The organism is Alteromonas sp. KS69 (assembly GCF_003989595.1).
In the GTDB taxonomy this organism is placed as follows: Bacteria; Pseudomonadota; Gammaproteobacteria; order Enterobacterales; family Alteromonadaceae; genus Alteromonas; species Alteromonas naphthalenivorans.
Map to the genome: position 1 here is coordinate 1 of NZ_PYHU01000025.1, position 19929 is coordinate 19929.

The 19929-nt window shown below is 42.2% G+C and carries 18 protein-coding genes and 1 pseudogene; 14 read left to right on the forward strand and 5 right to left on the reverse strand.

Features of this window, described 5'->3' with window-relative positions:
• From C7Y69_RS14460 to C7Y69_RS14485, 7 genes are all read left to right on the forward strand, one after another.
• Positions 1–689 (forward strand): hypothetical protein (locus C7Y69_RS14460; RefSeq protein WP_221885332.1); only part of this gene is annotated, 689 nt, incomplete at its 5' end.
• Positions 690–805: 116 nt separating this feature from the next.
• Entirely contained in the window at positions 806–2215 is a 1410-nt protein-coding gene (locus C7Y69_RS14465) for a serine hydrolase domain-containing protein (RefSeq protein ID WP_126873183.1), read from the forward strand.
• 53 nt (positions 2216–2268) lie between these two features.
• Complete coding sequence (locus C7Y69_RS14470) at positions 2269–2778, forward strand: hypothetical protein (protein ID WP_126873184.1); 510 nt, start codon at positions 2269–2271, stop codon at positions 2776–2778.
• 82 nt (positions 2779–2860) lie between these two features.
• Entirely contained in the window at positions 2861–3100 is a 240-nt protein-coding gene (locus C7Y69_RS14475; protein ID WP_126873185.1) for a hypothetical protein, read from the forward strand.
• A 126-nt stretch (positions 3101–3226) separates the two neighbouring features.
• The gene (locus tag C7Y69_RS14480; RefSeq protein ID WP_126873186.1) at positions 3227–3910 is read left to right on the forward strand and encodes a DUF4386 family protein; all 684 of its coding nucleotides are present in this window, start codon (positions 3227–3229) and stop codon (positions 3908–3910) included.
• A 90-nt stretch (positions 3911–4000) separates the two neighbouring features.
• Entirely contained in the window at positions 4001–4141 is a 141-nt protein-coding gene (locus tag C7Y69_RS21600) for a hypothetical protein (protein ID WP_185864179.1), read from the forward strand.
• Positions 4142–4314: 173 nt separating this feature from the next.
• Positions 4315–4611 carry a hypothetical protein gene (locus C7Y69_RS14485; protein WP_126873187.1) on the forward strand — a complete coding sequence of 99 codons (297 nt, stop codon included), beginning with the start codon at positions 4315–4317 and terminating at the stop codon, positions 4609–4611.
• A gap of 40 nt (positions 4612–4651) precedes the next feature.
• On the opposite strand, the pseudogene C7Y69_RS14490 reads toward C7Y69_RS14485, so the two are convergent.
• Positions 4652–5086 (reverse strand): annotated as a pseudogene (locus tag C7Y69_RS14490) (GNAT family N-acetyltransferase); the annotation flags it as partial.
• Positions 5087–5248: 162 nt separating this feature from the next.
• Between C7Y69_RS14490 and C7Y69_RS14495 the strand changes: the two are divergent.
• The 6 genes from C7Y69_RS14495 (at position 5249) to C7Y69_RS14520 (ending at position 11512) form a co-directional block, all read left to right on the forward strand.
• Positions 5249–6994 (forward strand): YHYH protein, encoded by a 1746-nt coding sequence (locus C7Y69_RS14495; RefSeq protein ID WP_126873188.1) that lies wholly within the window; start codon positions 5249–5251, stop codon positions 6992–6994.
• Between the two features lie 8 nt (positions 6995–7002).
• Positions 7003–7530 (forward strand): hypothetical protein, encoded by a 528-nt coding sequence (locus tag C7Y69_RS14500; RefSeq protein WP_126873189.1) that lies wholly within the window; start codon positions 7003–7005, stop codon positions 7528–7530.
• Positions 7531–7739: 209 nt separating this feature from the next.
• Positions 7740–8444 (forward strand): spondin domain-containing protein, encoded by a 705-nt coding sequence (locus C7Y69_RS14505; protein ID WP_013784180.1) that lies wholly within the window; start codon positions 7740–7742, stop codon positions 8442–8444.
• A gap of 10 nt (positions 8445–8454) precedes the next feature.
• On the forward strand, positions 8455–9177 hold the full coding sequence (locus C7Y69_RS14510; protein ID WP_126873190.1) for a spondin domain-containing protein: 723 nt from the start codon (positions 8455–8457) through the stop codon (positions 9175–9177).
• Positions 9178–9306: 129 nt separating this feature from the next.
• Positions 9307–10020, forward strand: a complete 714-nt coding sequence (locus C7Y69_RS14515) for a response regulator transcription factor (RefSeq protein WP_126873191.1) — start codon at positions 9307–9309, stop codon at positions 10018–10020.
• A 4-nt stretch (positions 10021–10024) separates the two neighbouring features.
• Entirely contained in the window at positions 10025–11512 is a 1488-nt protein-coding gene (locus tag C7Y69_RS14520; RefSeq protein ID WP_126873192.1) for a sensor histidine kinase, read from the forward strand.
• Between the two features lie 74 nt (positions 11513–11586).
• On the opposite strand, the gene yfaE is transcribed toward C7Y69_RS14520, so the two are convergent.
• From yfaE to ubiG, 4 genes are all read right to left on the reverse strand, one after another.
• The gene (gene yfaE / locus C7Y69_RS14525) at positions 11587–11859 is read right to left on the reverse strand and encodes a class I ribonucleotide reductase maintenance protein YfaE (protein WP_013784176.1); all 273 of its coding nucleotides are present in this window, start codon (positions 11857–11859) and stop codon (positions 11587–11589) included.
• Between the two features lie 77 nt (positions 11860–11936).
• Complete coding sequence (gene nrdB, locus C7Y69_RS14530; protein WP_126873193.1) at positions 11937–13067, reverse strand: class Ia ribonucleoside-diphosphate reductase subunit beta; 1131 nt, start codon at positions 13065–13067, stop codon at positions 11937–11939.
• A gap of 86 nt (positions 13068–13153) precedes the next feature.
• Positions 13154–15475: a class 1a ribonucleoside-diphosphate reductase subunit alpha gene (gene nrdA, locus C7Y69_RS14535; RefSeq protein ID WP_126873194.1), complete on the reverse strand. Its 2322-nt coding sequence runs from the start codon at positions 15473–15475 to the stop codon at positions 13154–13156.
• A gap of 554 nt (positions 15476–16029) precedes the next feature.
• Positions 16030–16734 (reverse strand): bifunctional 2-polyprenyl-6-hydroxyphenol methylase/3-demethylubiquinol 3-O-methyltransferase UbiG, encoded by a 705-nt coding sequence (gene ubiG / locus C7Y69_RS14540; protein WP_126873195.1) that lies wholly within the window; start codon positions 16732–16734, stop codon positions 16030–16032.
• A 424-nt stretch (positions 16735–17158) separates the two neighbouring features.
• Here ubiG and gyrA point away from each other — a divergent pair, with 424 nt between their 5' ends.
• On the forward strand, positions 17159–19855 hold the full coding sequence (gyrA, locus tag C7Y69_RS14545; RefSeq protein WP_126873196.1) for a DNA topoisomerase (ATP-hydrolyzing) subunit A: 2697 nt from the start codon (positions 17159–17161) through the stop codon (positions 19853–19855).
• Positions 19856–19929 lie beyond the last annotated feature (74 nt).

Here is a 19929-nt window from a genome sequence, read left to right on the forward strand (position 1 = left end):
TTGCCCCTAAGTTGGGCGTTATGTTTACAGGAGATACTGTGCAAGATTCACTAAAAATATTAGAAAGTGTTAATGCTTTTTACTCTCAATCCTTTGGGCAACTAATCAACATTACAGTAGCTGTTTTAGCTTTTGCAGGGATAGTTCTACCTATTTTAATTACACTCTATCAGAAACGATTATTCAAATTAGAACATCAAGCAATTCAGAATTCTTTAGCTACTGAAATGGAAAGTCGCCTTGAAGAAGGCATCAAAGAAATAAAGGCTGAATACGAACAAAAAGAAGCTGAGTTTGAAGATAAAATTTCTAAAATGAAAGAATCATTAAAGAAAGATTTAGATGCAACTAAAGGTGGCATATGTCATGTGCAGGGAAATAACGAATTAAAGCAAGAATTACTCCTCATGGCTTTTGATAGTTTTGTTTCTGCTAGTTTTTCATATGTAAAAGCAGAAGATAATTTAAATTTGAGGAGAGTTTTAGGTCTCATCGAAGAAAAATGCTTACCTAAGTTCTCAAAAACAGTTATTGAAGAGCATGATGAAAGCTTTAAGAGTTTTGAAAAGTTGCAGGAGAAAATAAGAGAATATGATAATAATGGTACCTTTGCTGATTTAGTCCAAAGTTTAAATAAAACTTATAACACAGCGAAAAAACGTCAACACTCAAAATCTGGTGCAAAGTAAACATAACAAGCCACTTAAAAGGACAAAAAACAGTTGGTTTTGCTCCTGCGTCGCTTATTTTAACCAACTATTTTTTGCCTCTTAGTGGGGCGTTATGACAGAAAGGATTCCGCCTAATGGTTCAAAATTTAGCTTTAATCTTTCTTTTATTCTTTGCCAGTTCTTCACTGGCTTTGGACAGTGAGGATATAAAGCAAGATAAATCTGTTAGTCTCGCAACGATTGCAGACAGCATCGCCATGCAACACCAGCAGATGGGCTGGTTTTCCGGCGCATTACTGATAACTAAAAATAATGAGGTGGAGTTTGCGTCATCTTATGGCTTTCAGAATGTCGAAGAAAAAATAAAGAACAGCATTCAAAGTCGCTTTAATCTTGGCTCAATCATGAAAGACTTTACCAAGGTCTTGATCTTGCAACAGGTTGAGGCTGGCAAATTAAAGTTAAGTGATAAACTAGTTAGCTTCGAGTTGGGGTTCAAACAACCTGATGCTGATAAAATCACGATTGAGCACCTACTAAATCATAGTGCAGGCTTTGCTGATATCTTTGTGGCTGAATATCGTCAGAATCAACTTGCATTTGATACTCTAAACAAGAAAATAAAGATATTGATAAATAACCCCCTTTTATATACACCTGGTACTGATCGAAAATATTCAAATTATGGGTATGTGGTATTAGGAGTGATTCTTGAAAAAGTAACTGGAAAGCCTTTCGAAGAACTACTCAAAAACAATATCTTCAATCGGGTTGAGATGTCTTCAACGACCTTCAGGCCGGTTAATTCTCATGAATATCAGTCAGTTCGATATACATTCCAGTACAATGGCAATTTGAGGAAGGTCGGCATTATTGAACACCCTAGTCCCGATGGCGGCATTGAATCGACTGTTGTGGATGTGCAACGATTTTATCGAGCGTTATTCTATAGCGATAAGTTATTGAAAAACTCAGACGCGATTAATCGCCACTTATTTGAAATGGACGGCTCCCACTGGGGCGCATATGGAGGTGGTCTAGGCGTCAGTGCAGCCGCGGAAGTAGATTTGGACACTGGCTATGAAATAGTTGTTCTGGCGAATACTGATCACTTAGTTGCAGAACGCATTTCTGGTCGAATACACTCTTACATCAAAAATGGTGAGTATCAACCAATTAGACAATTGGAAAAAAACTTTGCCTTTAAGTACTACCAATCAAAAGGAAAACAACAATTCTATAAACACTTCAAACAGGTTTACAACGACAATGGTTATAGTCGATTCATCGGAAGAACAATTAATGAAGTAGGAATGGAACTACTTAAAACAAAATCATGGACCGAGGCATTTGATATGTTCGAATATTTAGTTTCATTGTTTCCCAATGCACCGCAGGCCTACGACAGTTTGGCATTCGCCTATTTATCGAAAGGAGATAGCGAGACTGCGAAAAGTACTTTTAGCAAATCTTTAACTATTGATGGTAGTTTTAAAAGTGATTACGTGAGTGATAATTACGGTCATAACAGTACGCTCAAGTAAGGACAGGCTATCGCCAGCCTCTTAGCTTTGCGTTATGTTTCATGGAGGATTAAGTGAGCATCGGCCCCGATTACAAGTCTTATTCAATCGATGAACTTCTTGAAGCTCATGAAACGATAGATCGGAAAGCTTTTCCATTACAATTTAAAGTTTTAAATGACGAAATCACTTCTCGCTCAATTGCTTTAACTAAATCAGGGGTAGAGAGAGAGCAAAAGGGTGAAACGGTAGATGTGTATGTTCCAAATGAGGTTCCTATTTGGGAACAACTCAAAAATATCCTTCTGTCCATTGGAGTAATAGTATTTGGCGGCATCGGAGTTTTTGAAAATGATCTCGCGGTGAAAATTTGTCGCAGATGTGAAACTGTTTATCATCTTAAAGATGAGGCTGCATGGGTAATGTATGCATCTATGCTGCTCATGGCTGTGGGGCTTGTCTCAGAAGTGGTAGATCACTATGACAAAAGAAACAATGAGCATGTATACCACCGAATTTCCAATTTAACCATGTTACCGGGGTTAGTATTATTTGGACTTGCAATGTACTTGCATACACAATGAAACATAACAATTAAAACCAGTGTCCACTTTTATGGGTGAACTCTCTTGGGAAGTTATACATACGGAAGAAACATTAAGTTAAATGGATTACTCAAATAAGTGGTTAGTCGGCTTAGCCACATTACCAGCAACCGCTGTTTCAGTGACATTATTAGGCCAATTTGGTTTTTGGGGCTTACTTGCCTCTTTTGTAATTTTTATTGTGGTTACTAATATTTATCTTTCAGTCGTTGCTACCGCGGAAAAATCCCATAGGCTTATTAGGTTAAGCGCATTTTTTCTCGCACCATTCGCTTTCTTCGTAGTTGCAATGTATGTATAACAAACAAATTATGGCACTCGCTGCCGCTCGTTGAGACGCAGACACGTGCGCGGCTTCGCTATTTTCGCGCACGTGTCTGCGCCCCATATTTGGAAGTTAGCAATACAACAAACGGGGTTTCGCCAAATGAAGGGTCTACAAAAACTAGCTGGTATCGCAGCAATTTTCCAAGGGCTTATTTACATAGCAGCCTTTGTGTATTTTGGTGCTTTTTGGTCATATCCGGTTGATGGTAGTCCAGTCGAAAAAATGACTTACATGGCAGAAAATCAACTTCTATTTTCAATGTTCTATTTTCTAATGTACGTGGTGTTTGGCGTTTTTCTGGCCATACTCGTTATTGGTATGTATGAGAGGCTTAAACATAAAGTGAATCCCTTAATTACTATTGGATCTCTATTCGGGGGCATTTGGGTCGGTCTGGTGATCGCAAGTGGAATGATTTCGAATATCGGGCTTGATCATGCAATCAATCTGATGGATGCAAATCCAGAAAAAGCCCTTGATATGTGGATAATCGTTTCAGTGATAACAGAAAGTATAGGTGGTGGAAATGAATTAGTTGGCGGACTTTGGGTTCTATTGATTAGCGTAGCAGCTATACAAGAGGGCAGATTACCCCGGTCACTTAACTATCTCGGATATTTTGTAGGCATAGCGGGCATTGCAACGATTTATCCTGACAAACTATTTACTGAAATATTTGGCGTATCACAAATTGTTTGGTTTATTTGGTTGGGTATATGTTTACTAACCGAGGAAAATGCTAACAAATCAATCCAGCAGACCGCTAACGCGTCGGTTGATTGAGGCGTTAACCGACCGAATAAGACCATGCGACGAATTAGTATCAATCGACCTAAAGAAAAAGTACGCGGCATAAAGAGAAGGCTTGGCGTCTTGGATAAGTGGGCCGACTCTTTTGAAGGTTACTTCCCTTCAGAGTATGCCCAAGAAAAGTATTGGAATTGGAAGTTGCCTGTGCTTGACCGGTTAGTTGGTCCACCTACAACTCAAAATGGTTGGTTTAAAAACGCTTAGTATCAACTCCCAAGTGCAAAATTGATCATGCATCGTCATTCTTAATCTGCCGAGGAGTTTTGAACCCATACCGTTTACGCGGACGACTATTAAGTCGCTTCGCTCCAAAATTTAGCCCACGTGTTATTACCATTAAGCGGGGTGTTAGCATTACAAGGATTTGATGAAAGGTTATGGCTTCAAAAATTAGCGTTTTTTCTTTGCCCTTTATATTACTTACGATGTGTTCATGTTCTACATCGGCACCAATTGTTGTACATGAGCAATACGGTGAGATGAGTGCCAATAATGAACTGTTTCGCAAAGAAGCGAGTGATTGTGCGTTACAAGCTAGAGAAAGTGTTACTGGCACAACTTTAGACAAAAATTCCAATAAAGAAGATGTAACCGTTGCAAGCGTCCAGTTATTATCATTTTTTAGCGGTAATGCTTCATGTCTTAAATCTAAAGGTTGGTACATTAAAGAGTAATTGCTATAAGTCAATCAAGCGACTAAAGGCTAGCGGTTAACTAGCCTAAGCTTGCTCTCACATCTGCAATGGAAATGAAGAGTTTGTTTTCAGCGTCTTGAAATGCCTGAAAACCATAGCGTTCATAGAAATGTTTTGCTCCGTCTTTGGCATCAACAATAACAACTGGAAATGCAACGCTATCACTAGCGGCTAATAGCTTTGTGAGTGCGTCGATAAGCAGCCACTCACCAAAGCCTTTCCCTTTGTATCGGTCATCGACAGAAAGACGGGCAATCAGACCACCAGAAGTGGATGATTGGTGCTTTTTTTGTAACTTATCAGGCAATGCCTGTAAGTCAATTGGTGTCATTGTTAGCGTGTAAAAGCCGATGACATATGAGTTGTCGCTATCATCTTCCAAAACAAACGTTCTGGTGTTGTCCTTCTTTGCTTGCTGACTCGCTATTACCTTTAAGTAATTAAAGATTAATTCGGCACGCTGCTATTGTGGCGAAGCAATTAGATCTACGCTTGGGTTTCTTCATCATATTGTAAATTATTGTCTTAGCCATAGTTTCTCCGAAAATTGTTGTTACACTATGATTAATAAGCCAAATTAAGCACAAAGTGGCGACATCACGGTGGAGCTATCCTCATGAAACACAATCATTTATTTTTAGTGTTACTTTTAAGTGGCGGCGTACTATCAGCTTGCCATCAGCCCGATACTGCGCAATGCGATATCATATCAGCGTCTGTAGAAGAGGCCGGTTTTAGTAAGTCGGTACAGGTAACATGTGACGACAGCTATGCTTATTTAACTTCTAGTACCTATCCTAGCCACGATATGATGAATGGCATTACGGGCACCAACGAACAAATTCCGGTACCCGCTTTAGATTATGCAGCACCCATAAAGCTTAAACCTACCAAAGCTGAATCATTAACTAGTATTGATGCTGCATTAGGTGTTGCCGTTAATGGCGTTCCTATATACGACTATTCATCTCAAGGCGAACTTGATTTATCACACTACAACGAAAACGTTGATACCGTTAAATTAGGCCAGTTAGACAATTGTGGTGGTCACGCAGGGCGGGGCGACGATTACCACTACCATGCGGCGCCTACTTGTATGATTGAAACCATGGCGAATCGTAAAAGTAACCCCATTATTGGATGGGCGTATGACGGGTATCCTATTTACGGAGACGATAATCCAGATGGTAGTAAAATAGAAAAGGACACACTGGATGACTGTAACGGTCAGGCTGATGATGTATTTGGTTATCGTTACCATACGTCAGAGGCGCCGCCTTATATCGTTCAATGTTTGGTTGGAAAAGTTGATGTAGGTGACTTACCAAGAGTAGCACCGCTTACCAGCACCGATAAAGATGGTTCTACAACAACACTGAATGCTATGCGAGATAACTTAACGCCTCCCAGAGATGGCGTTGAAAATTTAAAGCATACTGTGTCCGATACTGGTAAACGTTCTATGACCTATACCTTCCAAGGTCAGGATTATTTTGTTCATTACACGCCGAATTCTAGCAAATCAAACTGTTTCGATTTCGAACAAAAAACGGTAAGTAACGGTGGGATAGTAGAAACAGGTACGTTTTGTCGAAATACCGATTCAAAACAAAACCCAACCCAAAACCAAAGCCAAAATGAAGAACCAGGCAGAAGACAAGACAACTCTCCGCCACCGCCACCAAAAGGTGATAGAAAGCCACCTCGCCAAAACGACCCTAATAGTGCAAAAGTTAATAAAACGACACACACTACAATGGTGAACAAAAGCCATACTTTTAAACTTGAAGCATGGGCAGACAATTGGTTCGCGGCGTATCTTAACCAGCAACTTATTGTTGAAGATTCAGTACCTATTACCACCGAGCGTTCTTTCAACGCAGAAGAGGTTACATTTTCGGCCGATTACCCGCTCACTATCAATTTAGTTATTAAAGACTTTAAGCAAAACGATACTGGGCTTGAATATATTGGTACACCAAGGCAACAAATGGGAGATGGCGGCTTCATCATGCAGATTACCGATATTTCAACCAATGAAATGGTTGCGGTTAGTAATAGCGCCTGGCATTGCAAGGTGCTTCATGAAGCGCCATTAAATAAGCAGTGTGAAACTGAGTTAAACCCAACCGCTGGCAAAGCGCCTTGTGATTATACTAGTACCGAAGCACCTTCTGGGTGGAAAAAAGCAGGGTTTGATGTAAGTGAATGGCCAAATGTTACCGAATATAGCGCGGCAATGGTTAGCCCTAAAGATGGCTACAACCTTATAAGTTGGGATGCACGTGCGAAGTTAATTTGGGGCGACGATTTAGAAACCAGTAATACGCTTATTTGTAAATTTACGGTTGAGAAGCCGTGAGAAAGCGCATGATGACATTCTTGTTTTCTGTATCGTATTTACGCGCCTTGCTGAAGGGGGTGTTTGCATTTACTTGTTTGCTACTCTCTTTTGCAACAAATGCTCATGTGGTTGAAGAAACCACGGCGCAAGTTATATTGCGAGACGGACAAGTAGAAATACGGATGCAAACCGACAGAGCCCATTGGGTAGCAGCAGTAGGTGATAGCGCCGCATTTTTAGTCGGTGATATAGACAGCGTTATGCCGAAAGGGCTATCCATTAAAGCGCAAGATACCTTTTTTGCGTCGATTCTAAAAAAGCAAACGGTAATAAGGGTCAATAACCTTGAACAAGCTATTGATGGCATTACTGTAATAGAAAACGAGAACAGCCAAAAAATGACTGTGGTGATGTACGCCACCCATACGCTATCAAAGGTAGAAAGCATTGGGGTAAGCTTTCCACAAAGCTTGGGTAACATTCACAGCAGTTTCAGTAAACCTCAATATCGAACGATACCTGCAGGAAGTTACCGTAGCGTAACACTAAAATAGTATGGATTCTGTAACGGCAGAGAAGTTAAAAACCAATGGCTGTGTTTAAAATTTTCCGCTGCTAATATTGCACACGCTAACTTTCACTTTTTACAAACCTGTTATGTCATCAGTACAGTTTTGTCCCATTTTCTGGATACTTTCGTGACATCTTTCTTTCAGTATTGATAGGGCGTTAACACAAACCTATTTATTACTAAGGAAACATCATGAAGCGATTTAATAAAATTTCTGCAGCGGCATTGCTTGCGTTTGCAAGCCAACAAAGTTTCGCTGCTGATATAACAGTAGAAATTCAGAACTTAACTCACGGGTTGTACTTCACACCTATTGCCGCTGTGGCGCACACCGCTGATGCTAGCTTATTTGAAGTAGGCGAAGCTGCCAGCACTGAATTACAAATGATGGCAGAAGGCGGCAGCTTAGACGGTATTGCTACCATTGGTACTGCTATTGGTGCAGACGTAATTGCTAACCCTGCAGGCGGACTGTTGGCGCCTACCATGTCTACGTCAGCCGACTTAATGACAGCCGACGACAATGTTGTATTGTCGGTAGTAGCGATGATCCTTCCTTCTAACGATGGTTTTATCGGGTTAGATAACTGGGAAATTCCAACAGAAGCTGGCACTTATACGGTTTTCATTAATGCGTATGATGCGGGCACAGAAGCTAACGACGAATTACGTGGTAGCGGTGAACCAGGTATGGCGGGTATGCCAGTACCACCACCATTAGATCCATTACTTGGTAACGGCGGAACTGGTGTAGCAGGCGCAGATACTAACACTACCGTACATATTCACCGCGGAAACATTGGCGACGACTCGTTAACGGAAGGCGCAAGTGATGTAGACAACGCCGTTCATCGTTGGTTGAACCCAGTAGCTAAAGTAACAGTAACCGTACGATAAGGAGGCTGTTGTGCAATATTTAGCCAAACATTATAAAAAAGCATTGGTACTTACGTTACCCTTTTTGCTTGCGGCGTGTGGTGATGACGATACCCGTGAAGTAATTGTAGAAGTAGAAGTGCCAGCTGAAATTCCCGATCCAGTGCCGGTATCGTACGACGTAACCGTAACTAATTTAACCAATGGTCAGCCAGTTTCGCCGCCTGCGGTAGTGCTGCATAGCGAAGGTACCTTGTGGGAAGTAGGTGCCGTTGCATCGGTGGAACTAGAGCGTATTGCCGAAGTAGGCGATTCAGCCGACTTTCTAATGCTAGGTGATGCAAGTGCTGGCGGTGTTGGCCCCATTACCCCAGGCGACTCACAAACAATTAGTGTCACCATTAACGATATCACCGACGCTAACCTGACTATTGCTGCCATGCTGGGAAATACCAACGATGCTTTTACCGGTATTAACAGTTGGAGCCTAGCCAACCTTGAAGTAGGCGCTACCTATACCACTGTTAGCCCAGCTTATGATGCAGGTACGGAAGCAAACACAGAAAGTGCTGCAACAGTACCAGGCCCTGCAGCGAACGGAGAGGGCTTTAGCCCAAGTCGTGACGACACAGGGTTTATCTCAATGCACCCAGGTGTGGTGAGCTCGGACGACGGCCTTACAACCTCGGCGTTAACGGTTGAACATAAGTTCGATAACCCGGTTATTCGTATACAAATTACGCGAACTGAGTAATGAAAAATAACGCCCAAGACTTAGACTAAAGTCTACTTTAACGGGCAGGTAAATAAAAAGCGTTAATCTTGTGAAAGATTAACGCTTTTCCATCGTTCTATTAGTTTTTGAACTGTGGCTTTCCTAAACATGACCGACAAAATATTAATTGTTGAAGACGACCAAGATATCGCAAATTTAATGCGGGTTAATCTGTTAGAACTGGGTGTTGAAATAGAGCATCAAACTGACGGAAAAGTAGCGTTGGAATGTGCGTTGTCTGATGAATACGCCATTGTGATTTTGGATGTGATGCTGCCTAGCATGAGCGGTTTAGATATATGCCGCAAGGTGCGAGATGCCTTGCCTATGCAAAGCATTATTATGCTTACCTCGAAAACCTCTGAAACCGACAGAGTATTAGGGTTAGAGCTTGGCGCAGACGATTACATGACAAAGCCATTCAGTGTAAGAGAACTGCAAGCAAGGGTGCGTTCTCAGCTTCGAAAATATCATGTGGTGCAACAAACTCAAAACACGCAACAACAAACAGATACACCGTTAAAACTAGGTCGCCTTGTTATCGACCAGCGAAATCATCAGGTATTTTTATCTGAAGAAGAATTGGTACTAACCGCCACTGAATTTGAATTGCTTCATCATTTAGCCAGTCACCCTGGGCAAGTGTTTAGTCGCAGCCAATTATTAGAATCGGTGTGGGGTTACCATCATAGTGGCTATGAGCATACGGTGAATTCACATATTAACCGGCTGCGTTCGAAGTTAGAAAACGACGCCACCGCGCCCCAAATTGTACAAACCGTATGGGGTGTAGGGTACAAATTTAATCCTCAAGGAGTATAACGCTATGAAATTTGGCTTTTATCCTCGCCTTGCCGTGTGCTTGGTTGGCGTATTTATGGTGGTGATGATTGCCTGTTTTTACTCCACGAATTTATTACAAAAACGTACTCAACAAGAAGCAGAGCAAAAACTGCATATTGGGTTGGCGGAACATCTTGTTAGTGATAATCCGCTGCTTAAGGAAGGGGTGTACGACTACGAAGCCCTTGGAAACCTTTTCCATACGCTAATGATTTTGGGACCAAGTTTTGAGTTCTATTATTTAGACCCTGAAGGCACCATTCTTACGTATTCGGCCGAGCCTGGAAAAGTGAAAGCCGATGCGGTGGATATTGCCCCTATAAAACAGCTTATTAATACCGATCGTGGCTTTCCCATTGAAGGTGACGACCCAAGAAACATTGGCCTGCAAAAAATATTTTCTGCGGCACCGGTTTATAACAACGAACAACTGCAAGGCTATTTGTATGTGATTATTGGTGGCGAGCGTTACGACTCCATTATCGCGAATTTACAAAATAGCCAGAGCATGCGCGAAGTCGCATTATTTATGTTTGTTGGTTTGTTTTTACTCTTGCTAGCGTTGCTTGTGTTGTTTAAATATTTCACCACGCCCTTAAGACGCTTAAGCGATGATATGGACCGCGTACGAGAAGCCGATTTTCATCGAGAAAAACTCCCCCCTAATTTGGCTACATGGAACAGAAACAGCGCCAACGAAATAGACCGCTTAGGCTGTGCGTTTACCGATATGCTTACCCATATAGACAATCAGTTCGACCAGCTTAATAAAATTGATAGCCAGCGCAGGGTATTGCTTGCCGATTTATCACACGACCTGCGTACGCCTTTGGCTAGCCTACAAGGTTACATTGAAACATTAGCGCTGAATGAAGACAGTTTATCTAAAGAAGATAGAAGGCATTTTGTAGATGTGTCGCTTAAAAACGCGAAAAACTTAAAGCATCTAATCGACCAAATATTCGAGCTGGCGTATTTAGAAGGCGGGCAAGTTACCTTGCATCAAGAGTCTTTCCCGTTAGGCGAATTACTGCATGATGTGGCGGCAAAGTTCGAGCTTGATGCGAAACAGAAAAATATCGCCATTAAAGTTATTCCCGATCACTTTGAATACTACGTGTTTGCTGATATTGGCAAGCTTGAGCGCGTGCTTACGAACCTTATTGCCAATGCTATTCGCCATACTCCAGAAAATGGCAGCATAGACCTTGCTGTGGTGTTACATAACGATAAGCTTAGGGTAGATATTCGTGATACCGGTATTGGAATTAGCGATAAAGAAATAGCGTACATTTTTGATGCTAGGTATCAGGCCAGTAATACAGAAAAAGACACCTGTAGCCATGCAGGTTTAGGTTTGGCTATTTGCAAAAAGCTAATGGCACTGCTTAATTCAGATTTACGAGTAGAGAGTCAATTAGGGAAGGGCACGTGTTTTAGCTTTGAACTTACGTTAGCGAACAGTCAATAGGGTTGGGCTTAAGCGGCAGGTATATTATAGCGGGCTTGATTTATAACGGTATTCGATTTACAGCGGGGCTCGATTTATAAAGGCACTTTGATTTTAAGCGGGCATAAGGCTACGCAGCAGCACGGAAGAATTTCGTCATCATCAATAAAGGCGAGGGGATCGGTAGTATATTCTACTTCGCCTTCAATCAGCTTAGTTCTACACGCACCACAAAAACCTTCACGGCAATGGTAGTGAATATTGATGTTAGCGGCTTCAAGGGCGGTAAGAAGCGTAGTATCAGGGGGGGATGAAATACACCCCACATCAACAACGTCGATGCGGAGTGTTTTATCAGCTGTGCTCATTATTTTTTGGCGCTACTTCTTAGCGTTTTTGTAGTGTGATCTGTTAGCGCTAGCGCTTAAAATCAGCTTAGCGCATTTCACAGTTCGAAATCAGCAAAATCGTCTTCACTCACCGCAGAGTCAATTTGACCTACCAAGTAAGAACTAATTTCAGACTCTTGTGGCGCTACCTGAACGTTGTCAGAGTTAAGGTAGTTATTCATCCACGGCAGAGGGTTACTGCTGATATCAAATGGTGCATCTAGGCCAATAGCCGTCATACGTTGATTGGCAATATATTCAACGTAAGAACAAAGGATTTCTTTGTTAAGGCCAATCATAGAGCCATTCTGGAAAAGGTAATCAGCCCATTCTTTTTCTTGCTGAACGGCATTCATGAAGATAGCGCGAGCTTCTTCTTTGCAATCTTGTGCAATTTGCGCCATTTCAGGGTCGTCTTTGCTTCGTGCCCACAAGTTCAAAATGTGTTGGGTAGAAGACAAATGTAGGTTTTCATCACGGGCAATCAGGCGGATAATTTTAGAATTACCTTCCATCAACTTACGTTCCGCAAAGGCAAACGTACAGGCAAACGACACGTAGAAACGAATGGCTTCTAAAGCATTCACTGAGTTCATACACAAGAAAAGCTTCTTCTTTAACTCGTACATGTTGATGGTATGTGGCACGCCATCAACAGTGTGCACACCTTCACCTTGTGTTTGCCATAATTGAGTGGCAAAAATAAGGTCGTCGTAGTACTTCGAAATGTCGGCGGCACGGCGCTTAATTTCATCGTTAACCACAATGTCTTCAAAAATATCGCTAGGATCTGAAAACAAGTTACGCAAAATGTGCGTGTAAGAGCGAGAGTGGATGGTTTCAAAGAAAGACCATGTTTCCACCCAGGTCTCAAGCTCAGGCAATGAGATGATAGGTAGAAAGGCAATATTAGGGCTGCGGCCTTGAACCGAGTCTAATAGGGTTTGGTATTTCAAGTTTGAAATAAAGATGTGCTTTTCAGGGTCGGTTAATTTTTGAAAATCAACACGATCGCGAGATACATCTACTTCCTCAGGGCGCCAGAAAAAGCTAATTTGCTTTTCAATAAGCTTTTCGAAAATGGCATGCTTTTGTTGGTCGTAACGGGCTACATTCACCGGGTTACCGAAGAACATAGGTTCAACCAATGGGTTGGTACTTTGCTGATTAAACGTAGTATATTTCATGAGTGCCTAACTAAAAACTTAATGATAAACGCGTTTTATTATTTATGTTCTTGCTGCGATACCGATTTCGCAAAAGCGGGCGCGTGCTAAATTTTGCACGCACCGCCTGCACAATCATCGTCTTCTTCTATAACCACTTCTTCTTGACGAGGTAACGGCTCATTGGCTTTAACATCTAATGCTGAAGCGTCTGTCGCACCATCGCGTGTGTTGTGGTAGTACAGGGTTTTCACACCCAGCTTGTACGTTGTTAATAGGTCTTTCAGTAACAGCTTCATCGGAACCTTGTTACCGTCATAACGGCTAGGATCGTAGTTGGTGTTAGCAGAGATAGTTTGGTCGATAAACTTCTGCATAATACCGACTAGCTGCAAGTAACCATCGTTAGAAGGAATATCCCACAACAATTCGTACTGATCTCTTAAGCGCTCGTACTCTGGTACGACTTGCTTAAGTACGCCGTCTTTACTTGATTTAATACTAATAAAGCCACGTGGCGGCTCAATACCGTTGGTTGCGTTTGAAATTTGAGAAGATGTCTCAGAAGGCATTAACGCAGACAAAGTAGAGTTACGTAAACCGTGAGTCTTGATTTCTTCACGAAGGGCATCCCAATCGTAATGAAGTGGCTCGTTACATACGCCATCAAGATCTTTCTTGTAGCTATCGATAGGCATAATGCCTTGCGAATAAGTGGTTTCGTTAAACTTAGGACACGCGCCTTTTTCTTTCGCTAGGTTGTTCGATGCTTTCAGTAGGTAATACTGCATAGCTTCAAACGTGCGGTGAACTAGGCCGTTAGCGCTATGGTCTGAATACTTCACACCATTTTTAGCTAAGTAGTAAGCGAAGTTAATAACACCTACACCTAAGGTTCTGCGACCCATAGTGGCATTATATGCCGCTGGTACGGGGTAGTCTTGGTAATCGAGTAGGTTATCAAGTGCACGTACTGCTAGGTCTGATAATTCTTCAAATTCGTCTAGTGACTTAATGGCACCTAAGTTGAAGGCAGATAGCGTACAAAGGGCAATTTCACCTTCTTCGTCGTTAACGTGCTGCAAAGGCTTAGTAGGCAATGCAATTTCAAGACAAAGGTTACTTTGACGTACAGGTGCCACTTCAGGGTTGAACGGGCTGTGCGTGTTACAGTGGTCAACGTTTTGAAGGTAAATACGACCTGTGCTTGCACGCTCTTGCATGAACAAGCTGAACAGCTCCATAGCTTTAATGCGCTTTTTACGAATGTTGTCGTCGTTTTCGTATTGCACATACAAACGCTCGAACTTTTCTTGATCGGCAAAGAACGCATCGTAAAGGCCAGGTACGTCAGATGGGCTAAATAATGAAATATAGTCATCTTTCATCATGCGTTGATACATGAGTTTGTTGAACTGTACGCCGTAGTCTAAGTGACGAACGCGGTTTTCTTCTACACCACGGTTGTTCTTAAGCACTAATAACGATTCAACTTCCATATGCCATAGTGGGTAGAACAAAGTAGCTGCGCCACCACGAACACCGCCTTGCGAACAGCTTTTAACGGCTGTTTGGAAGTACTTGTAGAAAGGAATACAACCCGTATGGAAAGCTTCTCCACCACGAATAGGGCTACCTAGTGCGCGAATACGGCCAGCATTCACACCGATACCTGCTCGCTGGCTTACGTATTTAACGATAGCGCTAGCGGTAGCGTTAATTGAATCAAGGCTATCGCCAGTTTCAATGAGTACACACGAGCTAAATTGACGAGTAGGGGTACGTACGCCAGACATAATTGGCGTAGGTAGTGATAACTTAAACGTAGAAGCGGCATCGTAGAAACGACGAATGTAGCTCATACGGGTATCTTTCGGGTAGTTAGCGAACAGACACGCTGCTACCAAGATGTATAAGAACTGGGCACTTTCGTAAATTTCACCGGTTACACGGTTTTGAACCAGGTACTTACCTTCAAGCTGCTTAACGGCGGCGTAGCTGAAGTTCATGTCGCGCCAATGATCGATATAAGTATCCATCTCGGCAAATTCTTCAGCAGTATAATCTTCAATTAAATGCTTATCGTATTTGCCCATCTCAACCATATTAGTGACATGGTCAAACAGTGCAGGGGGCTCGAACTGACCGTAGGCTTTCTTGCGAAGGTGGAAAATAGCAAGGCGAGCTGCCAAGTATTGGTAATCAGGCGCGTCGGTAGAAATTAAGTCTGCAGCTGATTTGATAAGGGTTTCATGGATTTCGCTGGTATTGATACCGTCGAAAAACTGAATTTGAGCTTTAATTTCAACTTGTGAAACTGAGACGTTTTCAAGTCCTTTTGCAGCCCATGTCACCACCTTATGAATTTTTTCTAGGTCGATGGATTCTTGCTCACCATTTCGCTTGGTGACGGATAAACTATTATTCATGTTACTCTGGCCGTTGTCTGTTAGCGCGCGAGGCGTGGGTATATCACCCTGTTATAATGTGTATTCTTTTTAAGTTAGTTGTTTCGCTGCGAAGTAATACATCTGCGTAAGACCATTTGCGCGAAATACACAACTAACCACGACCAACCCTAAACTTATTAGCGCATAAGTTTGAGAGATGCCGCTGAATGCTTTTCTTTAATAGTATGTTTTGTCTGATCATCCGAATAAACGCAGTAAAAGGATCGTTGTCGATCTCAATAATTTCCAAAAAATTCGCTTCGGGATCCCGCGTTGGATTAAACACAAGATAGTGAGGTTTGCCTCACAATGCAACCCAATATCTGGTGCTTAAACGACCACTTAAACTGGCACGGATTTTAGGTTAGTAGTGACTAACTTTTTAGCTTTCTACAAGCCTTAAATATACTGATTGCAAGTACTATTCGAAAAAATGATCGAGGCTTAAAATAATTTAACTTAATATCGTACTTAACACCTAAACACGATATGTGGTGTTGAAATTATCATCAAACCCCAATATGTAGTGCTAATTAATCTTGCGACACCGTATATAGTAGGTAGTTAACGTCTACATTGCGGTCAGAAAGATAAAAGCCCTGGGAAACCGGGTCCATATGTAAGCCGGTCATATCTCGTGGTAGCAAACCGGCATCATCTGTCATCTGCATAAGTTCAGAAGGTTTAATGAATCGAGAATGATCGTGAGTGCCTTTTGGCACCAGCTTTAATAAATACTCAGCGCCAACGATCCCCATCAAATAAGACTTTATATTTCGGTTTAATGTAGAGAAGAAAACATGGCCACCAGGCTTAACTAATTTAGCGCAAGCTCGCACTACCGAAGCAGGGTCGGGAACATGTTCAAGCATTTCCATACAAGTCACTACATCGAACTCGCCTGCATGACTGTCTGCGAAGGATTCAGCGGTAACACAGTGGTAGTCAACATTAATGCCCGACTCTAAACCGTGAAGCTTGGCAATTTCTAAAGACGCACTTGCCATATCGAGCCCAACAACTTCAGCACCGGCTTTCGCCATAGACTCAGCCAATATGCCGCCACCACAACCAATATCCACCACTTTCTTGTTAAACAAGCCATTGCTGTGTTGGTTAATAAAATCTAAACGAAGTGGGTTAATTAAATGTAGGGGTTTGAACTCACCTTCAGGATCCCACCACCGTGAGGCTAACTCTGAAAACTTATCAATTTCCTGCTCATCAACGTTTGTCATTTATATTTTTTCCTTTCTGCGCCTGCTTATTGTTTTGCACTAATTTATAACATCGATTTTTATATACCGATTTTGCAAAAGAACGCGCATGACTGATGCCGCTCGACAGATAGAAGCTATCTGCGATTAATTAAACACTACCTATATAAGAGCAATAACATAACGCAAAACCAGCGTTAAGGCATCGTTTTTGGCACTTGAATGCAGTTTCGAGTGCCTGCTTGAACGAAAAATAATCGCTTGTTAACGAGTACGTAAGGAAGGGCAATTAAGCGCTACATAAATGTGTCATCAAGTGTTACACTCGAAGCAAGATTATGAGCCCATAATAACAATGCAAATCTATCGTTTGCTTCTCTATATTGTGTAGATTGAGCTAGATAGATAATGCAGAACAAACCGAAAAAAAGGGATTAAGCAGTTTATGTCTGATAACGCTAACGAAATCCTCCCCGTTAATATTGAGGAAGAGTTAAAGAACTCCTATCTCGATTACGCGATGAGCGTTATTGTCGGGCGAGCATTGCCTGACGTGAGAGATGGTTTGAAGCCTGTACACCGCCGTGTGCTGTTCGCAATGAACGAACTGAAAAACGACTTCAACAAACCATACAAGAAATCTGCCCGTGTGGTAGGTGATGTAATTGGTAAGTATCACCCACATGGTGATTCTGCGGTATACGATACTATTGTACGTATGGCCCAGCCATTCTCACTTCGCTATATGTTGGTAGACGGCCAAGGTAACTTTGGTTCGGTAGATGGCGATTCAGCCGCTGCGATGCGTTACACCGAAATACGTATGGCAAAAATTGCCCACGAACTTCTTGCCGACCTCGATAAAGAAACCGTCGACTTCGTACCTAACTACGATGGCACTGAACACATTCCAGAAGTGTTACCTACTAAGGTTCCTAACTTACTGGTAAACGGTTCTTCTGGTATCGCGGTAGGTATGGCAACTAACATTCCGCCACATAACTTAACTGAAGTTATCAACGGCTGTATTGCCCTTATTAAAGACCCATCAATTACGATTGATGACTTAATGCTTCATATCCCTGGTCCTGATTTCCCAACTGCCGCTATGATCAGTGGTCGTAAAGGTATTGATGACGCTTACCGTACCGGTCGCGGCAAAATATACATGCGCGCCAAAGCGGAAATTGAAACGGAAGATAACGGTAAAGAAACCATTATCATTAATGAAATTCCGTATCAGGTTAACAAAGCTCGCCTTATTGAAAAAATTGCTGAGCTAGTTAAAGAAAAACGTATCGAAGGTATTTCTGCACTACGTGACGAGTCTGATAAAGACGGTATGCGTATTGTTGTTGAAGTAAAACGTAACGAATCAGCAGAAGTACTGCTTAACCATTTGTATGCCAATACGCAGTTACAAACGGTATTCGGTATTAACATGGTTGCGTTAGATAACGGCCAGCCTAAAGTCTTTAACTTAAAAGAGACCTTAGAAGCCTTTATTCTGCATCGCCGTGAAGTCGTTACCCGCAGAACGGTATTTGAACTACGTAAAGCTCGCGACCGTGCACACATCCTTGAAGGTTTAGCTATTGCGCTAGCCAACATCGACCCAATTATTGAGCTAATTAAAGCCTCACCTGGCCCTGCTGATGCGAAAAAAGCATTAGTCGCACAAGGGTGGGATTTAGGCGATGTTTCGCAAATGCTTGAACGTGCTGGTGATGATGCTGCACGCCCAGATTGGTTAATGCCTGAGTTTGGTATTCGTGACGGACAATACTTCCTTACCGAACAACAAGCACAAGCTATTCTAGACCTTCGCTTGCACAGACTGACTGGTCTTGAGCACGAAAAAATTCTTGAAGAATATAAACAGCTTCTAGACGTTATCGCTGAACTACTTCACATCCTTAATAGCCCAGAGCGATTAATGGAAGTGATTGAAGAAGAGCTTGAGAAAATTCGTGACGAATTTGGTGACGCGCGCCGTACTGAAATTACTGCTGCTAGTCACGATATTGATATTGAAGACTTAATCGAACAAGAAGACGTTGTAGTTACCTTGTCTCGTGAAGGCTATGTGAAGTATCAAAAACTTAATGATTATGAATCTCAGCGTCGTGGTGGCCGTGGTAAATCCGCTACCAAGATGAAGAATGAAGATTTCATTGAGAAGCTACTCGTTGCGAATACTCATGACCACATACTTTGCTTCTCAACCCGTGGCCGTTTGTACTGGTTGAAAGTGTATCAATTGCCGTTAGCGAGCCGTAACGCGCGTGGTCGTCCAATTGTAAACATTCTTCCTTTAGAAGATAACGAGCGTATTACTGCAATTCTACCTATCAAAGAATTTGAAGAAGGTAAGTTTGTATTAATGGCGACGGCTAACGGTACGGTGAAGAAAACCGATTTAAGCCTTTATTCACGCCCACGTTCAAGCGGTATCATTGCTGTTAACTTGAACGAAGGTGATGAACTAATTGGTGTTGACATTACCCATGGTGATGACGACATTATGTTGTTCTCAGACGCGGGTAAAGTGGTTCGCTTTAACGAAAAACTGCGTGAAAGCGAAACAGGTAACGTTAAATTAGATCCGGAAACTGGCGAAGAACTATTAGCACTACGTCCAATGGGTCGTACCGCTACCGGTGTTCGTGGTATCAGATTACAAGACGACCAACGCGTTGTGTCCCTAATTGTACCTCGTGGTGATGGTCCTATCCTTACTGCCACAGAGAACGGTTTTGGTAAACGTACACCGCTTGAAGATTACCCAGCGAAGAGCCGTGCTACACAAGGTGTAGTATCGATTAAGGTTTCTGAGCGTAATGGTAAAGTGGTTGGCGCGGTTCAAGTTGATGAAGCCAATGAAATCATGCTTATTTCTGACCAAGGTACTTTAGTACGTACCCGCGTTGGTGAAGTATCAGTGGTAGGTCGAAATACCCAAGGTGTTCGCTTAATCCGTACTGTTGAGAATGAACACGTTGTTGGCTTACAACGTATAGAAGAAGTAGTAGAAGAATTGCTAGAGTTAGATGAAGATGGCAATCCAATCGCTATAGAAGAACCTATTGAGCAAGAAGAAAACGCTGCACAAGACGGCGACAGCTCAACGACAGAAGAGTAGGGTATTGCCCGCTTAATTTAAAAGCGGGCAGTTATCGGTGTTCTTTATTACAAGCGGCTTAGGCCGCTTGTTAT

Coding starts and splice junctions, on each gene's coding strand:
- C7Y69_RS14465 (WP_126873183.1), top strand. CDS start 806: ATGGTTCAAAATTTAGCTTTAATCTTTCTTTTATTCTTTGCCAGTTCT.
- C7Y69_RS14475 (WP_126873185.1), top strand. CDS start 2,861: ATGGATTACTCAAATAAGTGGTTAGTCGGCTTAGCCACATTACCAGCA.
- C7Y69_RS14480 (WP_126873186.1), top strand. CDS start 3,227: ATGAAGGGTCTACAAAAACTAGCTGGTATCGCAGCAATTTTCCAAGGG.
- C7Y69_RS14485 (WP_126873187.1), top strand. CDS start 4,315: ATGGCTTCAAAAATTAGCGTTTTTTCTTTGCCCTTTATATTACTTACG.
- C7Y69_RS14495 (WP_126873188.1), top strand. CDS start 5,249: ATGAAACACAATCATTTATTTTTAGTGTTACTTTTAAGTGGCGGCGTA.
- C7Y69_RS14500 (WP_126873189.1), top strand. CDS start 7,003: ATGATGACATTCTTGTTTTCTGTATCGTATTTACGCGCCTTGCTGAAG.
- C7Y69_RS14505 (WP_013784180.1), top strand. CDS start 7,740: ATGAAGCGATTTAATAAAATTTCTGCAGCGGCATTGCTTGCGTTTGCA.
- C7Y69_RS14515 (WP_126873191.1), top strand. CDS start 9,307: ATGACCGACAAAATATTAATTGTTGAAGACGACCAAGATATCGCAAAT.
- C7Y69_RS14520 (WP_126873192.1), top strand. CDS start 10,025: ATGAAATTTGGCTTTTATCCTCGCCTTGCCGTGTGCTTGGTTGGCGTA.
- yfaE (WP_013784176.1), bottom strand. CDS start 11,859: ATGAGCACAGCTGATAAAACACTCCGCATCGACGTTGTTGATGTGGGG.
- nrdB (WP_126873193.1), bottom strand. CDS start 13,067: ATGAAATATACTACGTTTAATCAGCAAAGTACCAACCCATTGGTTGAA.
- nrdA (WP_126873194.1), bottom strand. CDS start 15,475: ATGAATAATAGTTTATCCGTCACCAAGCGAAATGGTGAGCAAGAATCC.
- ubiG (WP_126873195.1), bottom strand. CDS start 16,734: ATGACAAACGTTGATGAGCAGGAAATTGATAAGTTTTCAGAGTTAGCC.
- gyrA (WP_126873196.1), top strand. CDS start 17,159: ATGTCTGATAACGCTAACGAAATCCTCCCCGTTAATATTGAGGAAGAG.